The organism is Pseudomonas sp. SWRI50 (genome assembly GCF_014269095.1).
Lineage (GTDB): Bacteria > Pseudomonadota > Gammaproteobacteria > Pseudomonadales > Pseudomonadaceae > Aquipseudomonas > Aquipseudomonas kermanshahensis.
This window is the reverse complement of record NZ_JABWRW010000034.1, coordinates 13,270-31,808: the sequence shown is the minus strand read 5'-3', so window position 1 is coordinate 31,808 and position 18,539 is coordinate 13,270. Positions and strand designations below refer to the sequence as shown.

General features: G+C 55.3%; 10 protein-coding genes. 8 read left to right on the top strand and 2 right to left on the bottom strand.

All coding sequences use genetic code 11. The features are described from left to right. The first annotated feature begins 120 nt into the window (after positions 1 to 120). Positions 121 to 2,514, top strand: a complete 2,394-nt coding sequence (locus HU750_RS25010) for a TonB-dependent siderophore receptor (protein WP_186682979.1) — start codon at positions 121 to 123, stop codon at positions 2,512 to 2,514. Positions 2,515 to 2,609: 95 nt separating this feature from the next. On the opposite strand, the gene HU750_RS25005 is transcribed toward HU750_RS25010, so the two are convergent. Further along, complete coding sequence (locus HU750_RS25005) at positions 2,610 to 4,463, bottom strand: 3'-5' exonuclease (protein ID WP_186682977.1); 1,854 nt, start codon at positions 4,461 to 4,463, stop codon at positions 2,610 to 2,612. 635 nt (positions 4,464 to 5,098) lie between these two features. Here HU750_RS25005 and HU750_RS25000 point away from each other — a divergent pair. Next, positions 5,099 to 5,302 carry a hypothetical protein gene (locus HU750_RS25000; RefSeq protein WP_186682975.1) on the top strand — a complete coding sequence of 68 codons (204 nt, stop codon included), beginning with the start codon at positions 5,099 to 5,101 and terminating at the stop codon, positions 5,300 to 5,302. Positions 5,303 to 5,594: 292 nt separating this feature from the next. On the opposite strand, the gene HU750_RS24995 is transcribed toward HU750_RS25000, so the two are convergent. Continuing rightward, positions 5,595 to 6,443 (bottom strand): hypothetical protein, encoded by an 849-nt coding sequence (locus HU750_RS24995; protein ID WP_238348941.1) that lies wholly within the window; start codon positions 6,441 to 6,443, stop codon positions 5,595 to 5,597. A 468-nt stretch (positions 6,444 to 6,911) separates the two neighbouring features. On the opposite strand from HU750_RS24995, the gene HU750_RS24990 reads away from it, so the two are divergent. From HU750_RS24990 to HU750_RS24965, 6 genes are all read left to right on the top strand, one after another. After that, entirely contained in the window at positions 6,912 to 7,112 is a 201-nt protein-coding gene (locus tag HU750_RS24990; RefSeq protein ID WP_186682973.1) for a helix-turn-helix transcriptional regulator, read from the top strand. Between the two features lie 323 nt (positions 7,113 to 7,435). Continuing rightward, positions 7,436 to 8,092: an inovirus Gp2 family protein gene (locus tag HU750_RS24985; protein ID WP_186683007.1), complete on the top strand. Its 657-nt coding sequence runs from the start codon at positions 7,436 to 7,438 to the stop codon at positions 8,090 to 8,092. Positions 8,093 to 8,513: 421 nt separating this feature from the next. Continuing rightward, entirely contained in the window at positions 8,514 to 11,639 is a 3,126-nt protein-coding gene (gene drmD / locus HU750_RS24980) for a DISARM system SNF2-like helicase DrmD (protein WP_186682971.1), read from the top strand. Next, positions 11,636 to 12,271: a restriction endonuclease gene (locus HU750_RS24975; RefSeq protein WP_186682969.1), complete on the top strand. Its 636-nt coding sequence runs from the start codon at positions 11,636 to 11,638 to the stop codon at positions 12,269 to 12,271. The genes drmD and HU750_RS24975 overlap by 4 nt, the downstream gene beginning before the upstream one ends. Beyond that, the gene (locus tag HU750_RS24970) at positions 12,268 to 16,389 is read left to right on the top strand and encodes an Eco57I restriction-modification methylase domain-containing protein (RefSeq protein WP_202883858.1); all 4,122 of its coding nucleotides are present in this window, start codon (positions 12,268 to 12,270) and stop codon (positions 16,387 to 16,389) included. Before HU750_RS24975 ends, HU750_RS24970 begins: the two co-directional genes overlap by 4 nt. Then, on the top strand, positions 16,386 to 18,527 hold the full coding sequence (locus HU750_RS24965) for a KAP family P-loop NTPase fold protein (RefSeq protein ID WP_186682967.1): 2,142 nt from the start codon (positions 16,386 to 16,388) through the stop codon (positions 18,525 to 18,527). The genes HU750_RS24970 and HU750_RS24965 overlap by 4 nt, the downstream gene beginning before the upstream one ends. Positions 18,528 to 18,539 lie beyond the last annotated feature (12 nt).

The window sequence follows — 18,539 nt, the reverse complement described above, 5'->3', positions numbered from 1 at the left end:
CGCGTGTGACGTGTGCTGCGCAGAAACCTGAAAATAAATGAGGTGTTTTCTCATTCTCGTTCGGCCTGTAGAGAAGGCCGGAATACAGGCCAGTCTGCCAGCACTCCACGGAGCGAGAAAATGAGTTCGACCCCGGTTCCACAGCGCCACCCCTTGAATCGTGCCCTGCACGGCGCCTTCTTGGGCCTGGTTGTCAGCAGCTATGCCTTGCCGTCGCTTGCGCAACCCTTGGCCACTGATCACAACAACCAACTGCAGCAGTGGAACATCCCGGGGGGGCCGCTGGCGCCGGCGCTCGACCGCTTTGCGCGCCAGGCGGGCATCAGCCTGTCCTACGATGCGCAGAGCATCGGCAACCGCACGACCCAAGGCGTGCAGGGCACGCTCGAGACGTCGGCAGCACTGTCGTCATTGTTGCAGGGGACCGAGTTGCAGCCAGAGCAGCAAGGCCCGAATGCCTACCTGATCATTGCGCAAACCAAGCCTGCCGGCCCGCTCGAACTTGGCGCGACCGAGGACTATCGCCTGGCGCCCGTCATCATCAATGCCAAGGTTAAGGCCAGCGCTGACGACGATGCCGACTCGGTGGTCACCAAAGAGCTGTGGGTGGGTGGCAAAGTCGCGACCAGCATCCTCAACACGCCCGCGTCGGTGTCGGTGGTTACCCGCAAGGAAATGGAGCAGCGCAGCGTAAGCACCACCGAAGAGGCCTTGCTTTACACCCCAGGCGTCATCAGCGACTTCTACGGCTCGGACGACCGCAACGACTACTTCCAGATCCGCGGCTTCCAGGCCACCACCTACCGCGACGGCCTGACCTTAAGCTCGATGCGCGGTGTGCGCGAAGACCCCTACGCCTACGAGCGCATCGAGATTCTGCGCGGCGCCAACTCCACCCTGTTCGGCCCGGCCGACCCCGGTGGCTCGGTCAACTTCGTGACCAAACAGCCCCGCTTCGAGCAGTTCGGCCAGGGCTACGTCACTTACGGCTCCTACGACCATGTCGAGACCGGCATCGATGTTGGCGATGCGCTGAACGACGAAAAAACCGTCGCCGGCCGCTTCACCGCCAAGATGCAGAACAGCGACCGCGAGTACGACCACTCGCAAGACGACAACCGCTTCGTGATGGGTGGCCTGACCTGGGCGCCGACCGACTACACCTCGGCCACCGTGATCCTGGACTACCTGAAAACCGACAGCTCGCCCAACAGCGGTGGCTACCCGCTGGACAAGGAATACGACCGCAGCGATTTTTACGGTGAGCCCAGCTACAACTTCCACAACGTCGAGCGCACCAGCCTCAGCGGCAACATCACCCACGACTTCGACAACGGCTTCGTGCTGCGCAGCAACCTGCGTTACAGCGAGCTGAGCGATGACTTCGGCTACGCCTACCTGAGCGACAGCCCTACGCGTGTTGGCACCACGATCCCACGCTACGTGTTTGGTACCGACAGCGATGCCGACCAACTCAACGGCAACCTGATGCTGCAATACGATGCCCAGTTCGAGCACATCGACAGCAGCACCCTGGTGGGCGTGGAGTACCTCGACTCGACCACCAAGCAAAGCTCCGTCTACGGCCTGGCGCCTTCCATCGATATCGCCAACCCAATCTTCACCGGCGTGCCGGGCGATATCTCGCCGTATACCCGCAAAAAGAACGACGCCACGACCAAGGCTGTTTTCCTGCAGCAGAACTTGTCGTTCTACGACCGCGTGATTGCTACCGCGGGTGTGCGTAACGACTCCATGGACCTGTCCAGCAAGGAGTACATCGGCGGCGCTTCGAGTGAAAACGATAGCTTCTCCGAAACTTCCTACCGCGGTGCGTTGACCTACATCGTCAACGATGAAGTGTCGACCTATGTGAGCATGGTGGAATCCGTTTCGCCGCCACAGGTTGGCGTTACCCCGCAAACGGGCCGGCAGTACGAAGTGGGCGTGAAGTATTCGCCCATGGGGATGGATGCGTTGTTCTCTGCAGCCATTTATGACCTGACGCAGGAGAACGTCACCATTGCCGTGGTGTTGCCGAGCGGCATCATCGAGCAGCAGACGGTGGGTGAGTCTCGCGTGCGCGGCCTGGACCTGGAAGCCAAGGCGCAGGTGACGCAAGACATCAGCGTGATCGGGGCTTACTCGTATATGGAGTCTGAAGTGCTGCGTGGGTCGTTGTATGACGGCTCGTCGCTGAAGGGTAAGGAATTCACCACGGCGCCGAAGCATTCTGCCTCGCTTTGGAGCTACTACAGCATTCCTGATACTGACGTGAGCGTTGGGCTGGGGGCGCGGTATGTGGGGGCCTATTACATGGATGCGGCCAATACCAAGAAAAGCGATGGGACCACGCTGTTTGATGCGGCTTTGAATTACAAGATTGCCAAGGGGACCGACCTTGCGCTGAATGTGAGCAATCTGTTCGATGAGCAGCATGTGGTGGGGTCGGGGACGGCGAATTATTACAACCCGGGGCGGGAGGTTACGGCTAAGTTGAGTTATAGCTGGTAAGGCGGGGGGCTGGATTGTGAGGTGCCCGCTATATGGCGGGCACCTACGTTGGCTCCTTAACGCATGGTGAATATGGCACTGATTTAAGCAGCGGCCTAAAGGCTGGCTTTTACCTGGGCCACCGCCTCCCCAAGGCGCTCGGTGAAACCCGACTGGCCTTGATGGCTCATCACCAGGCGATCAACTGCCCGTGTCATCGCTACGTACAGCAAGCGCATCTCGTCGGCCTCATCCTCACCTTTTCCTGGCATTTCATGCAGGCGCGGGATCATCACAAAACCAAACTCCAGCCCTTTGCTGGAATGCATGCTGACGACTTTTACCGAGTTTTCGGCATAGAGCTTTGTACGCTGAGAGATCACCCTGGCACTGGTGTAAGGAATACCTGCCGCTTTTAGCGCCTCCTCAACCCAGATGGCTTGACTGGTATGTCGGTAAATCACCGCCATGTCTTCCCAGGCTCTGCCGTTTTCATGTTCTGCCCTTAACCTCATCGCCAGGCACTGTGCTTCTTGTGCTGGCTGAGAGAAGCTTAAAAGCTGTGGCATATCACCCCGACGCCCCGCACTTTGAGGTGCAAGCACAGGTACATGATCGTCTTCGGCATCACGTGCGCTTAGCAGATCCTTGGAGAAAGCATGGGCCACCGAGAGTACTTCTAGGGTGTTGCGGTAATTGGTACGCAGCACCGTGGTCCGGCCAGAGGCCTTGATGCCTACGCTGGCAAAGCTGAACGCCATTTTGGCCGTGCCCGTCGTCTTGCCGCGATAGATGGCTTGAGCGTCGTCATACAGTACCAACAGGTCTTCACGCTCGCGATCCACCTGATGGACGACCAAGCGAAACCACTCGGGTTTAAAGTCATGCCCTTCGTCAATGAGGATGGCGGCGTATTGCTCTGGGGCTAGGGCGCCGCTTTCCATGTGCCGAAGCACTTCTTCTTCCAATGCTTGAACGAACTTCGCCCCTTTCATTTCAGGAAGACTTAGCTTTGCATTGGTCAGTAAACCGTGGCACCAGGCATGGAAGCCCATAATCGTAACCTTGTGGTCCTGACGGTGCTGCTGCAGTACTTGGCTCAAACGCGCGGCAAGCGTTTTGTTGAAGCACAAGACCAAAACCGGTTTGGTAGCTACGCGGGCTAGGTACAAGCAGCGATAGACCAAGATCATGGTTTTACCGCTACCGGCGACACCGTGGATCACCCGATGGCCATCGCCCATTGAACGTGCCAACTGCTCTTGCTGAAGGTCCATCACCTTAAGCAGGCTGGGAAGGGGAGCATCTTGTTCACTGAACAACCCGAACTGAGCACGTGCCGGGTTTAACCGAATCTCGGGAAACAGGTGGTAGCGCACTCGGTCAATTTGCTCCGGCTGCAAGTGCACCGGGAACTGATGTACGAGCATCTTGCACACCTGCTGTTCGAATACCGTGCTGTCTGCAGTTTCGTACATTTCGTCTTTGCAGATTACCCGCGTGCCTTCCATCGCTGCGCCGAGCTTCTTTGCATCGAACTCTTTGCGAGTGATCTCGGTGAGTACCACCCCCCAGCTGTACGGCATGATGAGTTTGCCAGGCCGGTAAGCCCCAACACCTTGGGTTAAGGCGCTGTCTTTTTCCAATGCCTGGACCGTTTCAAAGGCATTTTTGCGGGCTTGGGCCAGCGGGTTGATGACGGTTTTTTCCTGGCCGTCATCGTATTTTTTTACATCGCTGGCCGTCATCGAGATCAGCGAAGTGATTTTCCAGTCTTTGACCTCAAGCACTAGCAGCCCGATTTTGGGGTGCAGGAGGACGAAATCAGGTTGCAGGCCTTTTGGCCCGACTGGCACGTTGAACCAGCACAACCAGTGGTCTGAGAGCTTTTTTTCGAGTCGTTCGGCGAGTCGTTTTTCGCCTGGGGCGTCGAAGCGGCAGGCACTTAGTGCGGGGAAGAGTTGGGCCATATCCTTAGCCTCCATATCCAAAAACGACATGCACGGTAGGATTTATAGCTGCGGGGTGCAATGAAAAAGGTGAGGGGGGCGTGGATTTTTGGGGGGATGCGGCAGGTTCACTGGGCGGGATACCTGGGGAAAGCAGCGCGAACAAAGAGCTGGAGACTCGGTGCGAAAAAAGAGAGTCGTAGGGGCTCGTGTCACATCTTTCTTGAGCCGGGGTAATCTGAACAGATATCTCAAGCTATTGATTTTAAAGTACTAATTCTGTTCATTTTTTCTGCTGGAATGCCATTTGGAATGCCGATAGGATTTGCTTGGTACCTTGGGGTGTCATGATGGGGCGCTATTGCAATGTCGTTCCATTACCACTTACCTGAAGATCGGACTGGCTGATACGCGTAGTGAGCGGCAACAGACCAGGCCACTGATTCTCCAGGGGGCATCGGTCGCACAACAGACTGGCCGAATGGTTGGCTACAGGGCCATGGTGATCGCGTTACGTCTGATGTTGTTCACCTTTGTTCGCACCGTAGCTCCGCAAGGCGGCGTGGAGCGAATTCGATTTGGAACGGGCCGAATAGTGAATTCCGGCTGAGCGTATGAAGATGTGAGAGCCGCACATCGTCCCGTTCTCCAGGCAGATGGCCGAGTTGCTGCGTGAACTGAGCACCCATACAGGTGGTCGTCGGTTGTTTTTTCCGAACTATCGCAAGCCAAACGAATGCATGATCGCCACAGCGCTGAACTGGGCACTTGAGCAGATGAGCGTCAACGGTAAGGACAGCATAAGCTTTTCAGCCTATCGCTTTCGTGCGACAGCTTCGACCATGTTGAACGAAACGTGATATCACGCAGCCTTGATCAAGCGTCAGTTTTCACATGCCAAGAGAAACAAATCTCGTGCAAACTACAATCAGCTGAATATATTGAAGAGCGACGCCAGATGATGAAGGTGTGGGCTGACGAAATTGATGCTCAAATTATGGTGGCGGATGCTCCTGATCTGTTTTAATTAATTTCCTTTTATTGATATCGCAAGGCTGTTTACTAGCTTCTGACAGCCTTGCTAGTGATTAGAATGCTTCGGTAAGGGTGTTTTTGGCGGGGAGTGAATAGGTAAAATTGCCTGTGCAATGTTTAGCTGTCGATCAGTTGTTTCAGTCTTTCAGGGATGTAAACTCCTTTCTCTTCTTCCAGTTTTAGTAGTATCTCTAGCACTTGAGTTCGCTTTAGGTCATGTTTGTCGGCTAGCTTGTCAAGGCGCTTAATAGCTTTGTCGGATAGGATGAAATTGTGCTGCTTTTTGCCAGTCATTTTGGCGCGGTATTTATTTTGGCTCCATCGTTTCTTGATGGAGTTCATAAGTAGTGCTTTGTCTGATGTGTTGATGAATGGAGAGTCAAGTAAAGTAATTAAATCGTCCTTCTCTTGCGGTTGGCTTTGAAGATAGGTCAAGGGTGAGTGTTTGACTTTGATTATTTCCCATGCCGTATTCAGTTTTTCTTTCTCGTCTGGTCCATCGAACCATTTAAATAAATCGTCTGCTTTTGTATGGGTTTCCCATTCGGATCTTATTTGGTTGAATATTACTGATTTTTGAGTGTTGTCTGTTTGCCATGTGTCAATTGCTGCAATGGTTAGATCTCTGCCGGCTAGGTTTTCGGGGCCGATTGTGTAGTTTATCCCATTTTTTTCGGTCAGCTTTCTAATTATGAAAGCGTTCTGTCTTTTGTTGTTTGTTATCCACTGAAAGCTCTGCTCAGGCAAGAGGTTGGTGCTCTTTTGGTTTTCGATTGATTGTTTTAGTCCTGGCTGGTTGATGATGACTTCCGCCATTCGATCACGCATGCCTGGGCTTCCTAATTCCCCTAAATTTATATTTTGAAAGTTTTCTCTTATGAGAAACCATAGCCAGGTGGCAAATCGTCTGTCGGCATTAAGGCCACTAAATATTTTTTGAAGTTTATCGTTGAAACGGACAGCCATGTCTGCGGTTCGCCTGGTAGATGGTGGAAGGGTTGTAGTAAATCTCTAGTAGATCCATAGTGGGGAAATAGTCGATTTTTAGCTGTTTTTTAGCGCAATCCTATGGCTTTTCTAGAATGTAAAATCAGCTAAGATGTCAGTATACACGGGTCTTTCATGGGGTAAAGCTTGCTGTGATATGGGGCTCAGTCTCCCAAAGCATTGTGAGACTGTCGGAGCCGCCTCTTGCAAGTGGAGTGGACTGCGGGCGGTGTTGGCTGAGGAGAGTGGTAGAAAGGCGCGCCTACAAATGAGGAGAGTGAGAGTTGAGTGCTCGGTCGTTTATCTACTTGCACAACTCCATTGGTTTGATTGAGTTTGTGCGTGGTTATTTTGCTGTGACTGCATGGTCGGGGTTGTGGGTGGACTGATCACCAAGTAAAGAATTACAAGAAAGCCAGATCTGATGAGTAAAATTAGGAACTCATCATGAAAATAATTCGACTGCAGCAGGTAATGGAAATGACAGGCCTTGGGCGCTCGACGGTTTACAAATATGTTTCCGGTAGCTTGTTTCCGAAGCCAATATCCTTGGGAGGGCGGAGTGTTGGATGGCTGGAAAGTGAGGTTAAGGAGTGGATCTTGAATCGAATTGAGGAGCGCGACATGCAAGGGGGTAATTCAGTTTGACCTTATAGTTTCTATGGCTTTTAGGGGGAGATTGCCATGGCCAGGTTCACTGGCTGTGGCAATTTTTTTCCAGAGTTTATTTTTGACGTGTTGCATGGTTGTTATTGGATGTTTTCCTGATGGCTCTGGGTGTTTTGTTTGTTGGGTCTTTCGGTATTGGTAGTATGCTTTATAGCTTGTATGGCAATCGTCATTAGGTGTGGGCGTGTATTTATAATGAATATCAGGCATCCACAGGTGCTTGAGTGTTGTACGTTGATGGCAAATTGTAAAAAAGTACTCATTGCTAGAAGTATATGAAACTAGCACTGGAGTATTTGGAAATGCAGCGTCATCCTAAAAACGAAAATCTGATTATTCATGATGCAAGCAGCTATTTTGGAATGCCTATTCAGGTCGATAAAGGGCCTTTTGTTCAGCAGTATCTGGAAAGACTCCGCAGCACTACGGAGCGGGCTGTTCAGCAGTATTCTCGTGTGTTCGCATTTAGAGTTGATCTGAGGTTCCCTGCAGGCGTTTATCTGCCTGAAAGCTATTACACGAATCATGTAATTGACCGATTTGTCGAGTCGTTCAAAGCCAAGATACGGCACAATCGTCGAATGGCGCGTATGGAGAGCAAGAGTGCGCATGACAGTAATGTTCGTTGCGTCTGGACCAGGGAGGTGGGGCAGCATGGAAGACCGCATTATCACATGGCCTTCCTGCTGAACTTCGACGCCTTCAATGCCCTTGGCAAGTTCGAGGCAGGAAGAGACAACATGTTCAACCGTCTTGAGGGTGCATGGGCCAGTGCCTTGGGGCTACCAGTAGAAGCGGTCAGGGGGCTGGTCGAGATACCGACCAATCCAACCTACTGTCTGCGTCGTAATGACCCGCAGAGCCAGGCTGCCTTTTTCTACAGGGCCAGCTATCTCTGCAAGGTAGCCACCAAGGTTTATGGAGATGGCCAGCATGGCTTCGGTGCGAGCCGGCTCTGACAGGCCTTTGCAATGTCTTGTGTGCTGACCCTTCAGCAGAGTGGTTATCAACAAAACGGAACGGGCAGCGGTATGGTCACCATCAGCTCAGTGAGCGTGGAGATGCATCAGAGTAGGTCGGCTGAGCGAGATCAATGAAGGCCTCGATCAGTTACCCAAACGGCAGAAAGCGTGGAGGGTGGCTTTACCCACGCCGTCCCAATGGATAAGGTGATGCATATCGCATCATGGCAGGCCGTAGTATCCCAGGGATGGCCGATCTACAGCGTTCTCTGCGAGCACGAATGCCGCTGTTCCAGCCTTGGATTCGCACCTGTACTCAATTGAATTTAGTGCTTCGCGCTCTTGAAAGCGCGCAACGCACATGGTGTCGCTCATCCGTAATCATCGATTTGATGATTACGGTGTTAAGGAGATAAGAATGACTGCGTCGGTGGACAACAGCAGTTACCGTAATATTCCAGAGCCAGGTCAACTCGTCGAAGTTAGATGTCGGCAATGGGTGGTGGCCAATGCCGATTCCTCCAAATTAGGCAGCGTGCACCAGCATGCAGTTACGCTCGCCTCCATTGACGAGGATGGCCTTGGCGAGGAGCTTGAGGTTATTTGGGAGATTGAGCCCGGCGCACAGATCATCGAGCGTGCAGGCCTCCCCTCAATCACCGGTCAGGATGATTCCGACACACTGGAAGCGTTCCTTGACGCGGTGCGTTGGGGGGCTGCGACCAATGCCGACCGAGGCTTCCTTCAAGCACCATTCCGCAGCGGCGTCAGCATCGAGGACTTCCAGCTAGACCCGCTGGTACGTGCCATCGACATGGCCCGTGTCAATTTGCTCATCGCTGACGACGTCGGCTTGGGCAAGACCATTGAGGCCGGTCTCGTCATCCAGGAGATGTTGCTGCGGCACCGTGCCCGTACCGTCCTGATCATCTGCCCTGCTTCTCTTCAGGAAAAGTGGCGCGTCGAGATGCTGGAAAAATTCGGCCTCGAATTCCGAGTCGTCGATACGGGCTACATCAAGCAGTTGCGCCGAGAGCGCGGCATCCACGCCAATCCGTGGACTTCGCATCCTCGCTTGATCGCCTCCATGGACTGGGTCAAGAGCGGCGAAGGACTGCGAGCCATGCGTGATGTTCTTCCAGCGCACACCAGCTATCCACGGAAGTTCGACATGCTGGTTGTCGACGAAGCACACAACATCGCACCCGCTTCCGGAGCGAACTACGCGCTGGAGAGCCAGCGCACGCGCTTCATTCGTTCAATCAGCCCGCACTTCCAGCATCGCTTGTTTTTGACCGCTACACCGCACAACGGCTACACCGAGTCCTTCACATCGTTGCTCGAACTGCTCGATGACCAACGCTTCGCCAGAAACATTCTGCCCGATGAAAAACAGTTGAGTCAGGTCATGATCCGCCGCCTCAAGAGCGATCTGGTCGATGCGGAAGGCAAGCCGCTCTATGCGCAGCGCAAGCTGCAAACGCTGCTAGCCTTGTACTCTGTACAGGAGCGGGCCATTCACCAGAAGTTGAACGACTACTGCGCGAGCAGGGAACATGACGCAGAGAAAGCAGGCAATGCTTTCGGCACGTCGTTCGTCAATCAGCTACTCAAGAAACGGCTCTTTTCTTCTCCCGCCGCCTTCGCGTCGACCCTTGAGAAGCATATTGCTAGCCTGTCTGCTGGCCACCAGCGCAAACGCAAAGACGTGATGGCCGACCGGATCTTGCGCAAAGCCATCCTGCGGGTCGATGAAGACTACGCCAACGACCAGGAGGTCGAAAACGCCCAATCGGAGGCCGTCGAAGAGGCCTCTCGTCTTGCGCAACCACTAACGGCAGACCAGCAACAAACGCTGAAGGAACTGCGATCTTGGGCACAGTTAGCCAGGAACCAGGTCGACGCTAAAGCCAAAGCTGTCCTCGACTGGCTCACGGCCAACCTCAAAACAGACGGTCAGTGGAATGAGCGCCGGGTCATCTTGTTCACCGAATACCGAACCACCCATCAGTGGATGCACGAGATCCTCGCCAGCCACGGTGTTGGTGGTGATCGACTGGCCGTCCTTCATGGCGGCATGGCGCAAGACGAACGTGAGAAAGTCAAAGCAGCCTTCCAGACCTCGCCCAAGGATTCAGCGGTTCGCATCCTGCTGGCCACCGATGCGGCGTCTGAAGGTATCGACTTGCAGAACCACTGTAATTGCCTCATCCATCTGGAGATCCCTTACAACCCCAATGTGATGGAGCAGCGTAACGGTCGTATCGACCGGCACGGTCAGCGCCAGAAGGAAGTTTTGATTTGGCACCCCGTCGATGGTGGCGACCAAGACGAAGCTACCATTGGTGGTCACGGCGAGGACATCATCCGGGCGCTGCGCAAACTCGAATCCATGCGGGCGGACATGGGTAGCGTCAACCCAGTCATCGCGCCGCAGATGGCAGGGCTGATCGAAGGCTCGCTAAAAGATCTCGACACTCGCTTGGCTGAAGCCAAGATCGCTAAGGCTAGACGCTTCGTGCGCGCCGAGCGCGAACTGAAAGACCGTGTCGCCAAACTGCACGAACGGCTCCTGACCACGCAGCAGGATTTTCACCTCACGCCAGAGCACATCCTCATGGCGGTCAAGACAGGTCTTGAGTTGGCCGGCCGGTCGCCGCTCGAACCCTGTGCCTTGGCTGACACCCCGGCGGGCACTGTATTCAAGATGCCCGCACTTTCTGGCTCGTGGGCACGTTGCCTTGAAGGCTTGCGTCACCCCCACACACTGCAAATTCGACCCATCACCTTCGATCACGGCGTCGCCACTGGGCGTGACGATGTGGTGTTGGTTCACCTGAACCACCGACTGGTGCAGATGTGTCTGCGCTTGTTGCGAGCCGAGGTTTGGAAACAAGGCGATGGGAAGAAGCTGCATCGCGTCACGGTACGTTCGGTGCCGGACGCACTGATCGATGGCCCTGCCGTGGCCGTTATCTCGCGGCTGGTCGTCACTGGCGGTAATCATCATCGCCTTCACGAAGAGCTGACCGTGGCCGGTGGCTATCTGGGGGATAAAAACTTCCGCCGTGAAGAGGGTGTCACCAAGGTCCAGCAGTGGCTGGACCAGGCCAAGCCTCTGACAGCTGCCGACTCTCTGTTCGATGCAATCCGCGTGCGTTTTGACCAAGCGCAGAACGCCATCCTGCAGTCGGTCGACGCTCGCTCGAAAGACCGGCTCAAGTTCCTGACCAATACCCTGCAATTACGCAAGCAGCAGGAAGTGGCCGACATTGGCACCGTGCTCAACGAACTGGAAAAAGCCATCCAGCTCGAACTGAAAAAAGATCAGCAACCGGCACAGCTCTCATTGTTCTCGGAGGACGAGAGAACACAGCTCAGGCGAGACACCGCAGCACTGGAGGCGCGTCTTGCCCGCATTCCAGCCGAGCGCCAGCAGGAGGCCGAGGCCATCGAAACCCGTTACGCCAAACTGAACGACCGCACCTTCCCAGTAGCGGTGATATTCATCGTTCCCGAGTCGACATTGGGGGCGACGAAATGATGACTTGGCAGGAATATCAAGAGGCCGTCGCCGTGCTCTATGAGCAAACCGAAGGATTCGGAAATGTCAGCAGGAATGTCATGGTGCCGGACAAGATTACCGGTCAGCCACGGCAAATTGACGCGCTCATCGAAATCAATACTAAGGGGCACTGCTTAAGAATGATCGTTGATGCCAAGTTTCACGCAGCGCCCATTGACGTGAGGGAGGTCGAATCAGTACTTGCGCTCGCAGATGCAGTTGGCGCGAACAAAGCCATCGTTGTTGCGGCGAATGGCTGGACAGAACCTGCCAAGAAAAAAGCAGACCATGTCGGATGCTCCCTTGAACTGCTCTCAGTGGAGGATGCCTTGGATCTGATCGTTCCAGACAAATGGAAGATGTGTCCGTCTTGCGGTGCGGATTGCATCGTTCTCGATCAAGATGGAGCGGTTACTTTTGAGGGTGGCTCTTGGTTTTGGTGGCTTGCGGGGCAATGTCGTGGATGTAAGTGCGCTCGTTTCCACTGCCAAGATTGCGGAACAAAGGCATATATCGATCTCGGTCAATCCATGATCTGCGAATGCGGCCATCGTTGGGCTAGTACCAGCAAAGGCGTCGCCATTGCGTTTTTCGAGGAACAGCCTGAATGACGATGCCTATTCAAGCCAATGATTGGCTCTCGCTGATCGAGATATCCGGCCCTTTCCTCGCCGTTCCCGTTCTGAAGGAAGTCTTTCCGCAAGGATTGGAACAGCTAGATGGCATCAAGCGTAAACGCTTGCGTCAAGCCTACGAGGAATGGTGCGAAGCGCTGGAGTTGGACGACTCGCAGTTCGCCGAGTTGCACACGGCCTGGATCGACGAAGTGCTGTCGCGCGGCCTCGAACTTGATGAAGATGGCAAAGGCGACGTTCTCAAGCGCGTCGACTGGTGCGCCGCCAACCTCCAAACCAGCTTGCCCGAACACGGTGTGTCGCTGTCACCCGATCTTGCGCTGATTGATGAGCAGCGCGCTAACAAACCGCTGCTGCTGATCCAGACTTATGCGCAAGATGTCGATCTCGATGCCACTTTGAAGCAAAACGGCTGGGCCGCCACACCCGCCGATCGCATGGTCGCGCTGTGCCGCGCGCTGGGCTGCCGCCTCGGCTTGGTGAGCAATGGCGAGCGCTGGATGTTGGTGGATGCCCCGATCGGCGCAGTCACCACCTTTGCCAGTTGGTATGCCCGCATCTGGAGCCAAGAACCCATCACGCTGCAGGCCTTCGTGCATCTGCTCGGCATTCGCCGTTTCTTTGTCGATGAATCCGAACAACTGCCTGCACTGTTCGATCGCTCACTGAAGTTCCAGGATGAAGTCACCGACGCCCTTGGCGAGCAAGTACGCCGCGCCGTCGAGGTATTGATTCAAACCCTCGACAAGGCCGACCAGGATCGCAACCGAGAGCTCCTGCACGACGTCAAGGAACCCGAGCTGTATGAAGCTTCGCTGACTGTGATGATGCGCTTGGTGTTCCTGCTCTCCGCCGAGGAGCGAGGCCTGCTCTTGATGGGCGACGAGCGCTACGAGACCAACTACGCACTCTCCACCTTGCGCATGCAGTTGCGCAAAGAGTCCGAGGAAATCCTCGAGCGCCGCTGGGATGCGTGGTCGCGTCTGCTGGCGATCTTCCGCGCTGTATTCGGCGGCATCGAGCACGAAAACCTAAGGCTGCCAGCACTGGGAGGCTCGCTATTCGACCCAGACCGTTTCCCCTTCCTCGAAGGTCGGGCCAAAGGCTCCAATTGGCGAAGCGATGCAGCCCAGCCACTGCCTATCGACAACCGCACCGTGCTGCTGTTGCTGGAGGCCATTCAGCAATTCCAAGGCCGCACGCTGTCTTATCGTGCGCTGGACGTCGAGCAAATTGGCTACGTGTATGAGGGCTTGCTCGAACGTACTGTCAAACGCACCGATGAAGTCACGCTGGAACTGGATGCCACCAAGAATGCCAAGACGCCATGGGTCAAGCTGGCCGAACTGGATTCGGCTCGCTTGGATAGTGCCGCGCGACTGGCCGAATTGCTGCAAGAACGCTCCGGAAGTTCCGCCAGCCGGGTGCGCAATGATCTGGCCAAACCCGTCGACGATACCCTGGCCGACCGCCTTTTGACCGCTTGCCAAGGCGACACCAAGCTCCGCGATCGGGTCAAACCTTATGCCCATCTGCTGCGAACCGATCCATGGGGCTATCCGCTGGTGTATCCCGCTGGAGCCTTTATCGTCACCACCGGTTCCGATCGACGCGAAACCGGCACCCACTACACCCCGAAATCGCTGACCGAAGCGATCGTCGCCGAGACGCTCACGCCGGTGGCCTATGTCGGTCCAGTAGAAGGAGCGCCACGCGAGCAGTGGGCACTGAAATCTCCCGCCGAACTACTTGACCTCAAGATCTGCGATCCAGCCATGGGCTCGGGCGCTTTCCTGGTGCAAGCCTGCCGCTGGCTTTCCGATCGCCTCGTCGAGGCTTGGTCGTTGGTCGAGGCTAATGGCAAAACCGTGAGCGTGGATGGGAAGGCTTTGGAAGCAAGTGTAGTCACGGAACCTCTGCCCCGCGACTTTGAAGCTCGCACGGTGATTGCGCGCCGTCTCATCGCCGAGCGTTGTCTGTACGGGGTCGATCTGAACCCGCTGGCGGTCGAACTGGCCAAACTCTCGATCTGGTTGGTGACGCTGGCCAAGGGACGCCCTTTCGGCTTTCTCGACCACAACCTGCGTTGTGGCAATAGCCTGCTGGGCATTCATCGGCTGGATCAGCTAACCCTGCTTGCGACGAAACCTACCGGTCAAGGGCAGCTACGTCTGTTTGGCCAGAACATTGAGCGGGCCGTACGCGAGGCCATCGAACTGCGGCAGCAGTTGCGTGAGATGCCCATCCGCGATATCCGGGATGTGGAAGCCATGGCACATCTGGATGCTGGTGCTCGTCGCAGACTCGAAGTGCCGGAAAGCATCGCTAATGCGTTTGTCGGCGATGTATTCGCAGCAGGGCTCAATACTTCTGCCAGAGAAACTGGGCTTGCATCGCTTGCAGTTTTGGCGGGCCAAGCTGTCGATGGCAGCTTGGATTCACTTGATGCTATTCGCAGACGCTCGATTCTCTCACTCTCGACCGATCTGCCCGCCGACAAGCCCGCGCGCCAGCCTTTCCATTGGCCACTGGAGTTTCCCGAGGTGTTCGCTCGCGAGCGAGGTGGCTTCGACGGTATCGTCGGCAATCCACCATTTCTTGGCGGGCAGCGTATCACCGGAGTCGCGGGCACAGCCTTCCGTGATTGGCTAGTAACGCACATCGCCGAAGGGCGGCGAGGTTCGGCGGATCTTGTCGCCTATTTCTTCCTGCGTTCATGGAGCCTGTTACGCGATGGCGGCGGTTTCGGGTTACTCGCAGTCAACACCATTGCGGAAGGTGATACACGACGGGTCGGGCTTGAGTCGATGGTCGGCGCGGGTGCCGTCATCCACGCGGCCTACCCGAATGAGCCTTGGCCCGGAAAGGCGGCGGTCGTCACCAGCCGCGTGCATGTCCGCAGGGGCGAGTGGTCGGGAGAACGCTCGCTGCTCGGACGACCGGCTCCCTTCATATCCGCCTTTCTGTCCGATCGTGAGGAATGGAGTCCGAAGCGACTCAGGACCAACGAGGGCATCGCGTATCAGGGGTCGATCGCGCTCGGCATGGGTTTCGTGCTTTCACCCGACGAAGCGCGTGACATGTTGAACGCCGATCCGAAAAACGCCGACGTGATCCTCCCATACATAAACGGCGATGACCTCAATTCAGATCCCGCGCAGCGACCGAGCCGCTGGGTGATCAATTTTTGGGATTGGTCGAAAGAGCGCGCTATGGAGTACGAACTGCCATGGCGTCGACTTGAGGAAACGGTAAAGGAAGAGCGTCAAAGAAATAATCGCAAGGTGTACCGAGACTATTGGTGGCAATTCGCAGAAAAGCGACCTGCTATGTACCACGCCATCGGTCGTGGTCACCATTTCGAGCGCCACCCAGAGGGATGGAACTCAGAAACGTCTCCCATGGCGCGAGTCATCGCCATCACTCGAGTCTCGAAGTATCTAAATGCGGCGTTTCTACCGAACGATCGGATTTTTACGCTTGACCTGTTTGTGTTCGCACTGAGCGATGCGGGCAACTTAGCACTTCTCCAATCCTCCATTCACGATGCGTGGACTCGCAAGCAGTCTTCGACTCAGGAAACGAGAATGCGATATACGGCCACCGACAGCTTCGAGACGATGCCGCAGCCGGCCACAAAAGATGCACTTCACGACATCGGAATGAGTTATTCGGAACTGCGTTCATCGATTATGAAGGAGAGTGAGTTTGGCTTGACCAAGCTCTACAACCGTTTCCATACCAAGACCGAACGCGATTCTCGTATAGAGAGGCTGCGTGCATTGCATCGCGAAATGGATGCCGCCGTCGCATGTGCCTACGGCTGGGACGACCTTGACCTCGAACACGGCTTCCACGAGGTGCCGTATCTGCCGGAGAACGACCGCGTCCGCTTCACCATCTCGGAATCTGTGCGTGTCGAAGTGTTGCGTCGCCTTTCAGAGTTGAACCGGCAGGGATACGAAGCAGAGGTAGCACAAGGAGTGCATTCCGAAGGCAAGACACGCACTTCCTCACCGGCCAAGCGCGGTCGCAGATCAAAAGCCACTTCTGATCAGCCCGTGATTGACCTGTTTTCTGGAGAGAACTCATGACAGCACTCTCCGCCGATCGCCCAAGTTCAAACCCGCAGGAAGATTTGTTTGGGCACGCTCCGTTCGCTGAAAGTCTTGCCAATAGCATCTGCCGATATCCCGGCAATGATGGCTTGGTGCTGGCGCTCTATGGCCCTTGGGGTTCAGGGAAGTCCACGGTGCTGAGTTATGCACGGTACTTTCTGGAGCAACGTCCGGAAGCTGAGCAACCAGCCATCGTGACTTTCAACCCTTGGTGGTTCTCAGGGCAGGAAAACTTGGCGCGGGCCTTTCTAGGTCAGCTTCAGGCCGTACTGCCTGCCAAGAGCGCGAAGTTCAAAAAGCTCGGTGATCTGCTCGGTGATTTCGCCGAAGGGGTAGGTGGTCTGATCGACCTGAGCGGCATGACCGGCGGTGCTGGCAGCAAAGTCGGTAAGTTGATCGGCATGATCACCAAGCGGAAGCCGAAAGATGTGCCAGCGCTCAAATCAGAGATCAGCAAGATTCTGCGGGATGCACAAACTCGGATATTGGTCATCATTGATGATATCGATCGGCTGACTCCCGAGGAAACTCGTCAGCTATTTACGGTCATCAAGGCGTTGGCCGACTTCCCCAACGTCGTATATCTGCTTGCCTTCGATCGCGAAGTCGCCGCACAGGCCATTGAGCAACAGAGTGGCATGCCTGGCGAGCGCTATCTGGAGAAGATCATTCAGGTGCCGTTCGAGTTGCCACCGGTCGATCGGGTGGCTTTGCAGGCAGCATTGTTCAAGCGTCTCGACGAGATTCTTGGTGGTACCCCGGACGGTCTTTTCGATCAGTCCTATTGGACGAATGTCTTTTACGATGGCATCGATTCGCTAATTCAGGTTCCGCGTGATGTCGTCCGTTTCACGAACACATTGGCTGTGACCTATTCGGCGGTACGTGGTGAGGTCAATCCGGTAGATTTTATCGCACTTGAAGCACTTCGCGTTTTTTTGCCAGGTCTTTATGACATCATCCGTACAAGTCAGGACAAGTTTTCTGGCCACAGTCGTGATAGCCAGTATGACGGCGATCAGAAGGCCAGAGCAGCCTTTCATGAGCAATGGGTGGAAGCACTGCCAGAGCAGCTGCGGTCTGGCACGAGAGATCTGCTTGAGCGCATTTTCCCGAAAATTGGACAAATGGGCTACGGAGCCGACTGGTTGGCGCAATGGCGGAGGAGTCTTCGCGCGTGCCACCCTGACGTATTCCCGACTTACTTCCGAATGACCGTTCCTCCCGGTGCTATCCGCCGCAGCGAAATGCTAACGCTATTAAGCCTGGCAGAAACGCCTGCCGAATTGGGCGATGCGCTGGTTCAAGCCACGAGCGAGAAGCGTCCTGATGGCCTGTCAAAAGCACGGGCACTACTTGAACGGCTGATGGATCATGTTGAAGAAGACATACCCGATCAGTACATTCCGGTGTTCATCGGCGTGCTTCTCGATATTGGCGACTCACTTTTATTGGAGAGCGATGAGCGCGGGTCTTTCGATTTTGGCAACGAATCACGTGTTACACGGATTGTGTATCACCTTCTCAAGAGAGTCGACCGAGCGCAGCGGCATCATTTGCTCAAAACAGCGATTACAGCAGGTCGCGCCGTCGGGGTTCAGCGTTATTTGATCGCAGCGCTTTCCGATGAGGTCCAAAAGCGGGCGGAGGGCGGCGAAGAGGCGCTCGTTGATGCCGTCACTCTTAGTGACTTGAAAGCCTGCTGGCTTGACGGCTTGAAAACAAAATTCAGTCAGAGTGAACTGCTCGCTCATTCGAAACTAGCTCGGCTATTGGCTGCCTGGTGCCAATGGGGCGACTCCGCCGAAGCCAAGATATGGTGCGAAGCGGCAACTTCATCAAACGATGGCTTGCTGGCATTCCTGACGAAGTTCTGCTCGCATACACGTACGCAGACAATGGGGGATTGGGCCGTTCGCCTTCAACCGCGCTTGAATCCGACTTGGCTGGAACCGTATTTGGACACCAAATCCTGCGCGCAGCGCTTGATAGACCTGCAGCAAGCCGGTGACATTTCGGATGCGGCACGGGAATCCGCCGATCAGTTCCTGAAAGAGTTCGAGATGCTCAAGGCCGGGAGAAATCCTGATGGCGTCGGCGCGTTTGATGATTGATGGTGAGCACAT